Below are 13537 nucleotides of genomic sequence, written 5' to 3'. Positions count from 1 at the left end.
TGTCGCGAATCTCGGTGGGCAGGGCCGGAATTTCGTCGTCCAGGAGTTCGGTGAGCTGGCGCAGGATGCGGCTTTTGGCCTGGCCGCGCAGGCCCAGCAAAATGAAATTGTGCCGGGCCAGGATGGCGTTGACCAGGCTGGGAATCACCGAGTCGTCGTAGCTTTGGATACCCGGAAAAAGCCGTTCCCCGCTGCGCAGCTTGGCAATCAGGTTTTCCCGCGCCTCGTCCTTCACGCTGCGGCGGAGCTTTTCCAGGGGGTAGGTGCGCTTCAGTTCGCCGAGGGTTCTGGCCTTCATTGCTCAAGTGTAGTCTGCAATGCCCCAAGATTGTGTAAATCAGATTGGGATTGAGAAGGTCGCAGTTTCCGGGTCTTAGGTTCCGGGTCAAGACGTATTTTTTTCCTGGGCTTTGTGCCTTGGGCTATTGGCTTATCACCCCCACCACCAGCCGCCCCGGCCCGTGCACCCCTTTGACCATAATCTGCCCGATGTCGGCGGACTTGCTGGGGCCTGAGTGCAGGCCAATGGCCGAGGGCAGCGAGGGTTTCAGGGCGCAAAGGGCTTCAAACAGGCTGGGGTAGATGCGAGCTTCAAGCACAAAGACCAGGTGCGTGGGGGGTAGGAGCTGGGTGCGACGGCCCTCCTGGCTGCCAAGCAGCACCGTGCCGGTCTCGGCCACCGCGCCCAGGGCCCAGGAGATGCCCAGCGGGGCCTCCTCGGGGGGCAGCTGGGGCAGTCTGGGGTGAAGCAGTTCGGGCACATTAAGGCCCACTGCCACCCCGGCAAAGGTCTGGGCAAAGTGGCCCAGCCATTCCTGGGCGGCTTCCAGGTTTTCGAGCCGCACCACCTCGCCGCCATTCCCGCTCAGGCGCTCGGTGAAGAGGGCCAGGGCCTCTGTCGTGGGCAGGCCCGGTGCGGCCAGGGGCTCCGGCAGGGCGGCTTTAGGACGGTGCTCGAGGGCCCGGTGAATGCGGCCCAGGATGCGTTCCCGCATACCGCCAGTATAGCCTGGACTTCCCCAGGCAGACGGGCCGGTTTGAGCCTCGAGCCGCCGCGGGGTTTTGTATTTGCTCCCGGCCAAGCCGACCCCTTAGCATAAAGGCAAATGATCCTGGTCTTGAACGGCCCCAACCTGAATATGCTGGGCAAGCGGGAGCCCTCGGTGTATGGCCGCACCACCTTAGAAGAGCTCGAGGAGCTTTGCGAGACCTGGGGAGCCGAGCTCGGCATTGGGGTGGCCTGTCGGCAGTCAAACTTCGAGGGGCAGCTGGTGGAGTGGGTTCAGCAAGCCTCCGAAGAGGGGTTTCGGGCCATTGTGCTGAACCCAGGCGGGCTGACCCACTACTCCATTGCGCTGCTGGATGCGCTGCGGGCGCAGCCTCTGCCGGTGGTGGAGGTGCACCTTTCCAACATCCACGCCCGCGAAGAGTATCGCCGGCACTCCCTCACGGCCTCGGCGGCGCGGGGCCTGGTCTCGGGCTTTGGGCCAATGTCCTACAAGATGGCGCTGGTCTACCTGGCGGATTTGCTCGAGGCCGAAGGCGCGAGCATGCGATGAACAAAAGCTTTATTCACAGCACTTCACGATGGCCTCGTCTTCCGCTCGAGGCCGAAGGTGCGAGCATACGATGAACTCCGGCTCATTTCACCGCACGATAAGAAGGCCTCGTCTTCCGCTCGAGGCCGAAGGCGCGAGCGAACGGTGAACACAAACTCAACTTAGCGCCCGTTCGGAGATAAAAAAGCGTGCGGGTAGATAAAAGAAAGACCTCCAAGTAGGCTAAGGTGCAGCCCAGCAACTGCCCTAGCCCAATAGGAGGTCAACATGAGCATATCTCTACTCGAGTTGTTTTGTGATGTGGACGATTTCTGCCAGGAGTTCGAGGCTGAACTGTCGAAAAAGCTATGAGAGAGCGGCTTAGGACTGGCTGAGGGTTTCATACAGGGTAAGCCTGGCCCCAAACCCGGGCTGTGTGCGAGTGAGTTGGTGACCTTGTTGATTCACTTTCATCAGTCCAGTTACCGAGATTTCAAAGCCTACTATCAGAAGTATGTACTAATGCAGCTGCGGGAGGAGTTTCCTGGTCTGGTGAGCTATCAGCGGTTTATTGAGTTAGTGCCCCAGTGTCTCTTAGCTCTGTGTAGTTATCTAAATACCTACTATGTCGCACAGTTGCCCGTACAACCCCACCTGCACGGTAAGCGAATTATGTCAATCCTCGCCAGGACGCGCTCTGTCCCTACCCTACCAAGACGGGGGGAGACCAGGCGGGGTTGCGGGCCTGGCCCTTCACGCAACCAGCAGGTTGGGGGTCTTGTTCGATACCCTCCCCAACCCTTCCTACCGCGTAGGGAGGGGCCTGAGGGCTATTGCTCTTTGGAATCTGTGGGAGGGTATGGGTAGCTTTTCGACTGGGTATCACTTGCTTTTCAACAGGCGACCAAACCTGAGCCATACCGCCAGGGCCATTGTCAGCAACAATGCCTGGGTTGAAAGGATGACAAATACCGTGCCTTGCAAACCCGCGCTTCTAATGAGAAGTACCCCCACAACGCCAGTAAACACCGCCGCTATGAGGTAGAGCCAGGCGATCCAGCGAGTCTGCTCGCGGGCTCGAAAAGCCCCAAAAAAAACTTCGGCGAGCCAGGTCAAAAGGGGCATCCAGCCAAACCACAGCAGGTATTGGCTGATATCCTGGTAGCTGCCGCCATAGAGGAAATAAAATAGCGGTTCGTGAAGCCAGGACATCAGCAACCAGGCCAGCCCACCGACCGCACCGAAAAGGAAAAGGTAACGCCTGACCATGCCCTCTAAAGCAGCATAGGAACCCGCGCGGGCAAAGGCGGGCAACATCAGTGAATTAAAGGCCGATAAAAAGCTATTGACGGGCGCAAGTGTGTTTTCCAGCACCCGTAATCCTGCTACCGCTTCCAGACCGTGCAGGTGCAGCAACAAAACGTAAGGAAGGCTGGAAACCACCACCCAGAGCAGACTTGCCGGTAGACCCCAGCGCCCGTAGCGCCATTGGGCAAGCACAACGGTTCGGAACAGAGCGAACCAGAACCTGAAATGCTTCACGGGATGCGGCGCGGTGCCCTGTTTGAAATCCTTTTTCCATAAAGCCATCACCCAGTAGCCGGAGACGAGGGAGGCAAGGCCCATCAGCACCATGGCCGTAAAGGCATTGAGCAGCGACAGCTGGTGGAGCAAAAAGGCCGAACATACAAATAGCGGCAGGTAGATCGCCCCGCCTAGTGCCGACAGCTTGGGCATCAGGTTGGCATAGCAGATTCGGCGTGCCAGCATCGCGTATTGCACAAAAGGCAACGCCAGGGCAAGTCCGAAATACACCCCCCTGAAAGCCGCATCGGCCTGAAAGAGGGCCAGAATAACAAAAAACAGCGATATCACACCGGTCAAAATCCAGTGCATCTGCACCACCAACTGCTGGTAGACATGCGGAGCAAAGCGAAAGCGGTTCGGGGTGTAGACTGCCAGGGGTTCGGTGATGAGGGGGTTTTGTAGCTGAAAACCCATCAGCAAAAGCATCCAACCAAGCGCAAAAGCGCCGTATTCGGAGGGCTCGAGCCAGCGCGCCATCAGGGTGTTGGCCAGGAAGTTGGAGACCCCATACAAAGCCTGATCCAGCAAGGCCCAACCGGCACGATGCGCAAATGTCTGGCTCAAATTTCGAAGCTTGCCGATCACGCGAAATCTGCTTTCGGTCATTTCAGGTGGCCCAATTCAAAAAGTACAGGCAAATGCCCCCACGATCCGTTGCATATAGTGTTAGCTTAACCCAACTACAGGTAACGATGGATCGGCCCATCTTTAGTAATCTCGCAATGAGAGCGCTCTAGTCGCCGGTAATTTCGCGGGCCTTGTGGGATGTGCGAACAAACAGGGCTGTCTCTCCACGGCCCCTATAATTTACTTTGTATGATTCAGCCCATTCCACAGGAACCTGAAATAGATCTGGTGCGTCTCGGCCAGCTTCTGCGCCGCCATGGCTGGACGCTGCTTATATTTGCCGGTTCGCTTGGCTTATTCACACTGCTCATCTCTTTCCTGCAAACACCCGTTTACCAGGCCAGCTCCCGCCTGCTGGCCACCCAGAGCAATGCCTTCTCGGGCAGCAACCTGCTGGGCACCGTGCCCTCCCAGACCCTTCTGGATGCCGAAGCCTACCGGGAAGCCGCGCTCAGCGGCCTGGTTCTGGGGCGCACCCTTCAGACAGCGGGCTTACCCAGCGAACCCGCCGACCTCGAGCAGTTCAACCGCAACGCCCGGGTGCGCACCATCGAAGGGCAGAACTCCAACGTGATTATCCTGAGCGTCCGCAGCGCCGACCCAAAGAGGGCCGCCGAGCTGGCCAATACCTGGGCCAGCAGCCTCATGCGCTGGGACGACGAGCGTGTGCGGGGTAGTTTTGGAAGCTACCGCGAGTCGCTGGAAGCCCAACTGGCCGTGGTGAACAATCAGATCAACCAGGCCACCAACCGCAGCCCGGAAAACCTGACCGGCCTGCGCACTTTACAGGCCTCGTTGCAGCGTGATATTGATCTGGTTCGGGCCCTGGAGCGAAGTGCCAGCGGCCAGCTTTCCCTGATTGACCAGGCCATCGCGCCTGCCCGTCCGACCAGCCCGCGTCCGTTGCTGTACGCAGTGGCCGCTTTCCTGGTGGGGCTGGTACTCGCATTCGGTCTGCTCCTCCTGTGGGAAGCCAGTGTACGCACCGTGCGCAATGCCGACGAAGCCTTCCGCCTAACCTCGCTGCCCCTGCTGGGCGAATTCCCCGAGATGCCTGCGGGCAACGGGCGCACCCTCTCCCCCGAAGTGGCCGGTTATCTCGACATCAACGTAACCCACACCATCGCAGACAGTCCACGGATTATTGCCATCACCAGCCCGGTGGCCCAGGAGGGCAAAAGCAGCGTGGCCATCAGTCTGGCTCGAGCCTGCGCCAAAGCCGGCAAACGCACCCTGCTGATCGACCTCAACAGCCGCAAGCCGGTGCTGCACAAAGAGTTTCGCCTCGCCCAGGGCGAGGATATTGTGAGCACACTGGTCAACCTCCCTCGGGTTCATCCGCAACCCGTAATGGTCGAGAACAACCTGTACGTGATTCCCTGTTTGCAGCCGCTCGAGAACCCCCCCCGCCTGCTCTCCGAGCTGTTCCGACCCTTCATCACCCACCTCAAGGAAAGCGGCCCGTACGACATGATCATCATTGACACCCCGCCCGTGCTGAGCGTGACCGATACCCTGATCATGGCCCCTTACGTTTCCGGGGTGTTGATGGTGGTGCGCGAAGGCCAGACCGACCGGCGCCAGTTGCGCTCGGCCCTCGAGATCCTCAAGCGGGTGGGCGCTCAGACCCTGGGCCTGGTGATGAACCGGGTGCGTGAAAGCCAGACCCTGCCCAAGCCCGACAGGGTGTACGAGGGGGGCACCAAAAGCACCGGCATCTTCAGGCCCTCCGCCGAAGAAAAGATCTGAACCCAGCCGCTCTCAAAGTCCGGGCCACCCTGGACTTTTTGTTTTTCGCAATCTAAAAAATAGTTTTATTTATTGACAAAAAAGGGGGCTGGGGCTAGCTTCAAGAAAACCGGAGGCATTCAAAATGACGGAGAGGTCTGGATTCATCTGCATCGGCGAGGAGAAGGCATGAGCCCTGTTCTGGCCGAACTCGAGCGCCTCTTCCCCCCAGGCCGCTTGCTGCACAAGCCGGGTGAGCTGGCCCCCTATGAGTCCGACGCGCTCACCGCCTTCCGGGCCCGGCCCCTGGCGGTGGTGCTGCCCGAGAGCCACGAAGAGGTGGTGCAGGCCGTGCGCTGGTGCGTGCGGCACCAGATTCCCTATGTGGCCCGGGGCTCCGGCACCAGCCTCTCGGGGGGTTCGCTGCCCATCGAGGGGGGGCTTCTGATTGGCCTCAACCGCATGAACAAACTGCTGCGGCTCGACCCTCGGGAGCGGATAGCGGTGGTGCAGCCGGGTTTCATCAACCTCCAGGTTTCCCAGGCTGCCGCCCCCTACGGCCTTTACTATGCCCCCGACCCCTCCTCGCAGCCGGTCTCGACCATTGGGGGCAACCTGGCTTTCAACTCCGGGGGAGCCCACTGCCTTAAGTACGGCATGACCTCCAACCACGTGCTGGCTGCAAAGGTGGTGCTGCCGGACGGCGAGACCGTGGTGCTGGGCAGCGAGAGCCTGGAGAACACCGGCCCCGACTGGCTGGGCTTATTCGTGGGCAGCGAGGGGCTGTTGGGTATTGCTACCGAGGTCACGCTGCGCCTGCTGCCCAAGCCCGAGACCTACCACACCGTGCTGGCCGCCTACGACTCACTGGCCAAAGCCGGCGAGGCCGTAGCCGCGGTGGTGGCCTCGGGGCTTCTACCGGGCGCTATGGAGATTATGGACTCACTGGCCATCGAGGCCGCCGAGGCGGCGGTGAAGGCCGGGTATCCCCTGGAGGCCCGGGCCCTCCTGATTGTGGAGCTCGAGGGCGAGACCCCCCAGGTCGAGGCCGAGGCCCGCCACCTGGAGGCCGTCATCCGCAAGTCGGGGGCCTACGAGGTGCGGGTGGCCCGGAGCAGCGAGGAGCGAATGAAAATCTGGAAAGGGCGCAAGGCCGCCTTCTCGGCGGTGGGGCGGCTCTCGCCAGACTATATTGTGCAGGACGGGGTGGTACCCCGTTCCAGGCTGGGCCAGGCTCTGGCCGAAATCGAGCAGCTATCGGCCCGCTACGGCCTGCGGGTGGCCAACGTTTTTCACGCCGGCGACGGCAACCTGCACCCCCTGATTCTCTACAACGGGCGGGTGCCGGGGGAGCTCGAGCGGGCCGAAGCGCTGGCCGGGGAAATTCTGAAGCTCTGCGTGGCCTTAGGCGGTTCCATCACCGGCGAACACGGGGTGGGCATGGAGAAAAAAGCCTACATGAGCGAGATGTTCGCCGAGGCCGACCTGGAGGCCATGCGGCGCATCCGCCGGGCCCTCGACCCCCTCGAGCTTTCCAACCGGGGCAAGATGTTCCCCGGCGAAGCCCCCGCGCTTCGGTTCCAGGGGGTGCACCCGCTCGAGCAAGCGGGGGTGATCTCGCGTGAGTAGAAGGGCCGGGAGGCAGCAGTGAGCCCAGCAACCCTCCGGCCTAATAGCGTTGCCGAGGTGCAGGAGGCCGTCCGGACAGAGCGCCACCTCCTGCCTTGTGGCGGCGGCAGCAAGCCTGCGCTTTTGACCCCTGGCGAGGGCCAGACCGTGCTGGATATGACTGGCCTGGGCCAGGTGCTGGAGTACGACCCCGGCGAGTATGTCTTGGTGACCCAGGCCGGCGCCCGGCTTTCCGAGGTGGAAGCCCTGCTGGCCCAGCACGGGCAGTACCTGCCCTTCGACCCCCCTCTGGGGCAACAGGGGGCCACCCTGGGGGGCACGGTGGCGGCGGGGCTCTCAGGCCCCATGCGCCAGCGCTACGGCGGGGTGCGTGACTTCATTTTGGGGGTGCAGTTTGTAGACGGCGTGGGCCAACTGGTGCGGGGCGGCGGCAAGGTGGTCAAGAACGCCGCCGGGTTCGACCTGCCCAAGCTGATGGTGGGCAGCCTGGGTCGGCTGGGCATCCTGACCGAGCTGGCTTTCAAGGTTTTTCCCTTACCCAAGGCCACCGCTACCCTGCGGGTGGCTTTTCCCGGCCTGGAGGCGGCCCTCGAGGCCCTCTACAAGCTGGCTGGCTCTCCCATCGAGCTTTACGCGCTGGACCTGGAGCCCCCGGCCACCCTCACCCTGCGGCTGGGGGGCCTGGCCGAAGCCCTCCCGGCCCGGCTGGAGCGGCTGCAAGCTTTTTTAGGGCGCGACGGCGAGCGGCTTGAGGGGGAGGCGGAAACCGCCTACTGGCGTAGCCTGAACGACCTGAACCTGGGCGAAGGAGCTCTGGTCAAAGTGACCCTCACCGCCCGGCACATCCCGGCCCTGGAAGCGGCCCTGGGCCCGGCCCCACGGCGCTACCTGAGCGCGGGCCACCTGCTCTACCTGGCCTGGGATGGTGAACTGGATGCGCTCGAGCGGCTGCTCGGAGCCCAGGGCTTGTCTGGCCTGGTTCTAAGAGGCTCTACGCATCGGCCCCAGATTGGAATAGACTTGAGTCAGGCCATGGCCCACAAGGTCACCCAGGCCCTCGACCCCCAGGGCAGGTTTGCCCGCCAACCCTATGCAGCACAAGATTAATGTCGAACAACTAGGCCCCCAGGGCGAGATTATGGCCCACGCCATCGAGGCCTGTGTGCACTGCGGCTTCTGCCTGCCGGCCTGCCCCACCTACCAGGTGTTGGGCGAGGAGATGGACTCACCCCGCGGGCGCATTTTCCTGATGAAAGAAGTGCTGGAGGGCAACCTGCAAATGGAGGAAGCCCAGCCCTACCTGGACAAATGCCTGGGTTGCCAGGGCTGCGTAACGGCCTGCCCCAGCGGGGTGCCCTACGGCGAACTCATCTCCACCTACCGGGGCTACAGCGAGCCCAAGCGACAACGTTCCCCTTTTCAGAAGCTTTTCCGCCTCGGTCTGCAGGAGACCCTCCCTTACCCGGCCCGCTTCCGCGCAGCCGCCGCGCTGGGCCGGCTGGGCAAGCTGGTGAAGCCGTTGCTGCCGCCCATGCTCAAAGCACCACTCGAGCTGCTGCCCGAGGCCCTGCCCCCGAGCGAACCCCTCCCCGAGCTGCTTCCTGCGTTGGGCGAGCGGCGGGCCAGGGTGGCCTTCCTGGCCGGCTGCGCCCAGCAGGTCTTGCAGCCCGGTTTCAACCGCGCCACCCTGCAGGTGCTGGCCCGGAATGGGGTGGAGGTGGTGATTCCCAGGGGCCAAGGCTGCTGCGGAGCGCTGGCCCTGCACACCGGCGAGCGCGAGCGGGCCTTGCGGTTTGCCCGCGCCAACCTGAGTGCCTTTGCCGGGGATTACGACGCCATCGTGACCAACGCGGCGGGCTGTGGTTCGGGCCTCAAGGAGTACCCCTTGCTCTTCCACGGCGAGCCCGAGCAGAAGCAGGCCGAAGCCCTGGCCGCCAGGGTGCGGGACATTGCGGTCTTCCTGGTGGAGCTGGGCCTGAAGGAGGTGCCCCCCCTGCCGCGGCCCCTCAAGGTGGCCTACCACGACGCCTGCCACCTGGCCCACGCCCAGGGGGTGCGGGCTGAACCGCGCCAGCTGCTCAAGAGCATTCCGGGGGTGGAACTACTGGAGATTCCCGAGGGCGAGCTTTGCTGCGGCTCGGCGGGCACGTATAACCTCGAGCAGCCCGCCATTGCCGCCACCCTGGGCGAGCGCAAGGCCCGCCACATCCTGGCCACCGGGGCCGAGGTGGTGGTGACCGGCAACATCGGCTGCTTTACCCAGATCCAGAGCCACCTGCGCAAGCTGGGCCGCGAAATTCCGGTGCTGCACACGGTGGAGCTGCTCGAGCGGGCCTACGCTGGCCAACCCATCCATCCTGACCGATAAAGCTGCGCTTACCGTTCAGATCGTCGAAAGCCCAAAGCTGAAGGCCAAAATTCGGCGCGCCAACCATCCGCCGGTGCGTCCCTTTTTGCGTACAATGCCGGTTATGCGCGAGCAGCTCATCGCCAGCTTCCAGCACGCCCTGGCCCAGACCCACCCGGCCCGCCTGACCGAACAACACCTACCCGAAGAAGCCCCGGCGCTCATGGTGGCGGTGGGCAAAGCCGCGCTCAGCATGTTGGAGGCGGCCCGCCAGCGGTTTCCGCAGGTGCCCTTTATAGCGGTGCCCAAAGCCGAGGCGGGACGGGTCTGGCCCCACTTTCCCAAGGGGCGCATCCTGCCCGCCAGCCACCCCGTGCCCGACGAGCGCAGCGTGGAGGCCGGGCAGGCCATCCTGCAAGCGATCTCGAAGCTGCAACCAGACGATTTACTGCTCCTGCTGGTCTCGGGGGGCGGCAGCGCCCTGATGTGTGCGCCCTGGGGGGTTGACCTGGCCACCAAGCAAGCCCTAACCCAGGCGCTGCTGCGTTCGGGGGCCGACATCCAGGAGATGAACGCGGTGCGCAAGCATGTCTCGGCACTGAAGGGCGGGCGGCTGGCCGCCGCCACCCCGGCCCGCATTCTGGCCCTCTACCTTTCCGACGTGCCGGGCGACGATCTCTCGGTGGTGGCCTCGGGGCCAACCGTGCCGGACGATAGCACCTTTGCCGAGGCCCTGGGGGTGCTGGACAAGTACGGCCTGGAGTTTCCCCAGGTGCGTGCCCACCTGAGCCAGGGGGTTCAGGGCGCCCTGGCCGAATCGCCCAAGCCGGGAGACCCCCTCTTTGCACGGGTCGAAAACCGCCTGATTGGCAGCAATCAGGGGCTGCTCGAGGCCGCCCAAAATTACTGGCAGGCCCAGGGCTATCAGGCCGTCATCCTTTCTGACCGCTTCCAGGGCGAGGCCCGCGAGCTGGCCCGCTTTCACGCCAACCTGGTGCAGAGCATCCGCGCCCATCAAGAGCCCTTCCGGCCCCCCGTGGTGCTTATCTCCGGGGGCGAGGCCAGCGTCACGGTGCGCGGTTCGGGAAAGGGGGGGCGCAACCAGGAGTTTCTGGCCTGGCTGGGCTTTTATCTGGGCCGGGAGGGGGTGTGGGCGCTGGCCGCCGACTCCGACGGGATTGACGGCAATACCCCCGCAGCGGGTGCCATCTGGCAGCCGGACACCTGGCAGCGGGCCAGGGAGCAGGGGCTCGACCTCAAAGCCTTTCTGGAGCAGAACCATTCGCATGGGTTTTTTGCGGCCATGAACGATTTGCTGATAACCGGCGAAACCGCCCACAACCTCAACGATTTCCGGGTGCTGGTGGTGGCGTAAAAGCGCATTTGTTCGTTCTTAGCGGCAATTCACCCACATTCCGCCGGCAGACAGTAAACTACAGCTTGTGTATGCCCTTTCCCAGGCTTTGCGTTCGCTGCGCCAGCACCTGACCAGCACGCTCGCAACCTTTTTCACCGCCCTGGTATCGTTTTCGCTGTTGTTTTTGCTGGGGTTGGTGCTGTGGAACCTGGATCGGGTGGTGGCCTCCCTCGAGCGCGAGCTGGAGGTGGCGGCTTTCCTCAAACCCGAGGCCCAGGCCACCGCCATCCTGAACGAGATTAAGACCTGGCCGGAGGTCAGCGAGGCCAAGCTGCAAACCCGGGAAGAGGCCCTGGCTACGCTTCAGCTCGACTACCCCTACCTAGCCCAGGCCCGGGAGTTCATCCAGAACCCCCTCCCCGACACCATCCGGCTCAAACTCTCCGACCCCCAGCAGGTGCGCGAGGTGGGGCGACGGGTGGCCCGGCTCGAGGGGGTGGACGGCGTGGAATACGGAGGCGCCCTCACCGAGCAACTGGTGCGGGTGCTGGCCGGGCTGCGGGTGGCGGTCAATATCCTGATCGTCCTGCTGCTCCTGGACACCCTCTTTAGCGTGATGGGCACCATCCGGCTCTCCATCGAAAACCGCCGCGAGGAGCTCAGGGTGATGCAACTGGTGGGGGCCACCCGGCGCTTTATCCAGGGGCCGTTTGTAGCCGAAGGAACCCTGCTCACCCTGGCCGCCGGCCTGGTGGCGCTGGGGCTGGGGGTGCTTTCCTATCGCTTTCTGGCCGATGCCCTGCAGAACCTGCTGCCCTTTGTGCCGGTGTTGAGCCAGGCCGACCTGGCCCGCGCAGCGGGGGCCATGCTGGTTCTGGCGGTGCTGTTGGGGGCTTCCGGGGCTTACCTGGCCAGCCGGGCCAACCTGCGGGAGACGGACTTATGACGCAGGGGCCAGGGGGCAGGGGTTGGGGGTCGGGGAAGGGCCGCCAGCCGCAAGCAAACGGCTTTTTCAACCGTTTCGGGCCCCTCAATCGGGCTTTTTGGCTTGCAGGCTTCCTGCTGGCTTTCGGCTTTCCGCCTTGGGCTTTGGGCCAGCCCAACCTGAGTGAGCTTCAGCAGCAGGCCGAGCAAAACCGGCGGTTGCAGCAGCTCCAGCAACAGCGCATTGCCCAGCTCAACCGCGACCTGGCCAACCTCGATGCCGCCACCCGGCAGCAGCTGGCCGAACTGCGCCGCCTCGAGGCCGAGATCACCCGCCTCGAGCGCGAACGGGCCGAACTGACCCGGCAGATAGACCTGCTGGAAGGCCAGAAGAAGCAGGCCGAGGCCCGCATTGCCAGCCTGCAAAAGGAACTGGAGGGCCTGCGCGAACGGCTTTCGGCCCTGCTGCAAAGCCTGCACCGCGAACGCGCCGGGCGCTACCTGCCTCTTTTGCGGGCCGAGTCCTTCACCGATTTGTCGGTGCGCAGCAGGTGGGTGGGGGTGCTGGGGCAGCACCAGACCGACCTGATGGATCGCATCAAGAACACCGTGCGCCAGCTTGACGAGGAGCGCATACGGCTCGGGCTGCTGGTCGACACCCTCAGCGAACGCCGGGCCGAACGGCAGCAGCGCATCGCCGCCCTGGCGCAAAACCGCCAGACCGTGCAACTGACCGTCGCCAACCTGCGCCAGCAGCAGGCCGGGCGGCAGGTCATCCTGCGCGAGACCCTGCAAGCCCAGGCCCAGCTCCGGGCTGAACTACAGGTGTTGCAGGGCCGCATTGCTGCCGAGCTTCGCCGCATTGCGGAAGAGCGGCGCCGGGCCGAGGAGGAACGCCGCCGCCGAGAGGCCGAGGAGCGTCGCCAGCGCGAGCTACAGGCCCAGCGCGAGCGGGAGCTTCAGGCCCGCCGCCAGCGCGAGGAAGCGGCCCGCCGCGAGCGCGAACTACCCTCGGTGCCCCGTGAGGTGGTGGGGGCCTTGCAGTTTCCGGTGCGCGGGGGCCGGGTGGCCGAGCCTTATGGATTCCAGGGCAACGACTGGCAAACCCTCCAGGGCGCCGAGGCTTCCAGCCCCATTGTGGCCGCCGCCGACGGGGTGGTGATTGACAGCCTGTTCATCGCCAACCTGGGCTACACCCTGACCATCCGCCACTCCGAGCAGATTGCCACGCAGTACGTGAACGTGCTCGAGCCCCGCGTCTCGGTGGGCCAGCGGGTGGGGCAGGGCCAGGTGATTGGGTTCACCGGCGGGGGCGTGCTCATTCCCAGCGACCAGATGTGGTTCCGGGTGATTGTGATTGATAACAACGGCAATTTCCGCTACGTAGACCCGTCCCGTTATTACTGACTTAAGGCGTACAAGCAACTTTCAAAGAAACACCGGATGGGGGTGGGTGGTTGGAGGTGAGGGGTGGGTCTCCACCACAGTGGTTTCGTTTTCGTGAAGCCCTGCTGCGTGCCTACCAGGCACCTTGGCTCAGGCACTCGCTATAAAGGGGGCAGCCCTCACAACGCGGTTTACGGGCGGTGCAGCGATAGCGCCCGAACAGAATTAAAGCGTGGTGGACGAAGACCCACTTTTCTTTAGGAAAGAGGCGCTCGAGGTCGGCCCCAATCTTCTCGGGGTTCTTCTCCGTGGAGAAGCCCAGCCGGCGGGCGAGGCGCGTCAGGTGGGTGTCCACGGCAATCCCCGGCACGCCAAAGGCCGCCCCGAGCACTACTGTGGCGGTCTTCCAGCCCA

At 63.7% G+C, this 13537-nt stretch carries 11 protein-coding genes and 1 pseudogene; 8 read left to right on the top strand and 4 right to left on the bottom strand.

Annotation, left to right across the window (positions count from 1 at the left end; translation table 11 throughout):
• A pseudogene (locus NZN28_RS11840) lies at positions 1-298 on the bottom strand (magnesium chelatase); the annotation flags it as partial.
• Positions 299-422: 124 nt separating this feature from the next.
• Complete coding sequence (locus NZN28_RS11835; protein WP_295398436.1) at positions 423-995, bottom strand: lactate utilization protein; 573 nt, start codon at positions 993-995, stop codon at positions 423-425.
• A 111-nt stretch (positions 996-1106) separates the two neighbouring features.
• Here NZN28_RS11835 and aroQ point away from each other — a divergent pair, with 111 nt between their 5' ends.
• Positions 1107-1559, top strand: coding sequence for a type II 3-dehydroquinate dehydratase (gene aroQ / locus NZN28_RS11830; protein WP_295398434.1), 453 nt, complete (start codon positions 1107-1109; stop codon positions 1557-1559).
• A gap of 861 nt (positions 1560-2420) precedes the next feature.
• Here the strand turns inward: aroQ and NZN28_RS11825 are convergent.
• The gene (locus NZN28_RS11825; protein ID WP_295398432.1) at positions 2421-3710 is read right to left on the bottom strand and encodes a lipopolysaccharide biosynthesis protein; all 1290 of its coding nucleotides are present in this window, start codon (positions 3708-3710) and stop codon (positions 2421-2423) included.
• 231 nt (positions 3711-3941) lie between these two features.
• Between NZN28_RS11825 and NZN28_RS11820 the strand changes: the two genes are divergently transcribed.
• From NZN28_RS11820 to NZN28_RS11790, 7 genes are all read left to right on the top strand, one after another.
• Positions 3942-5501, top strand: coding sequence for a Wzz/FepE/Etk N-terminal domain-containing protein (locus NZN28_RS11820; RefSeq protein ID WP_295398429.1), 1560 nt, complete (start codon positions 3942-3944; stop codon positions 5499-5501).
• 168 nt (positions 5502-5669) lie between these two features.
• Entirely contained in the window at positions 5670-7109 is a 1440-nt protein-coding gene (locus NZN28_RS11815) for an FAD-linked oxidase C-terminal domain-containing protein (RefSeq protein WP_295398427.1), read from the top strand.
• An 18-nt stretch (positions 7110-7127) separates the two neighbouring features.
• Positions 7128-8216, top strand: a complete 1089-nt coding sequence (locus NZN28_RS11810) for an FAD-binding protein (RefSeq protein ID WP_295398425.1) — start codon at positions 7128-7130, stop codon at positions 8214-8216.
• Positions 8200-9477 (top strand): glycolate oxidase subunit GlcF, encoded by a 1278-nt coding sequence (glcF, locus tag NZN28_RS11805; protein WP_295398423.1) that lies wholly within the window; start codon positions 8200-8202, stop codon positions 9475-9477. The genes NZN28_RS11810 and glcF overlap by 17 nt, the downstream gene beginning before the upstream one ends.
• Positions 9478-9580: 103 nt before the next feature.
• Positions 9581-10831, top strand: a complete 1251-nt coding sequence (locus NZN28_RS11800; protein WP_295398421.1) for a glycerate kinase — start codon at positions 9581-9583, stop codon at positions 10829-10831.
• 67 nt (positions 10832-10898) lie between these two features.
• The gene (locus tag NZN28_RS11795; RefSeq protein WP_295398419.1) at positions 10899-11759 is read left to right on the top strand and encodes an ABC transporter permease; all 861 of its coding nucleotides are present in this window, start codon (positions 10899-10901) and stop codon (positions 11757-11759) included.
• Positions 11756-13144 carry a peptidoglycan DD-metalloendopeptidase family protein gene (locus NZN28_RS11790; RefSeq protein ID WP_295398417.1) on the top strand — a complete coding sequence of 463 codons (1389 nt, stop codon included), beginning with the start codon at positions 11756-11758 and terminating at the stop codon, positions 13142-13144. Before NZN28_RS11795 ends, NZN28_RS11790 begins: the two co-directional genes overlap by 4 nt.
• 112 nt (positions 13145-13256) lie before the next feature.
• Here the strand turns inward: NZN28_RS11790 and nth are convergent.
• The coding region (nth, locus tag NZN28_RS11785) for an endonuclease III (protein WP_367275835.1) at positions 13257-13537 on the bottom strand (281 nt) is incomplete at its 5' end.

The sequence above is a fragment of the Meiothermus sp. genome, from assembly GCF_025056915.1.
In the GTDB taxonomy this organism is placed as follows: Bacteria; Deinococcota; Deinococci; order Deinococcales; family Thermaceae; genus Meiothermus.
The sequence above is the reverse complement of the archived record's forward strand: the minus strand, read 5'-3'. Positions and strand labels throughout refer to the sequence as shown.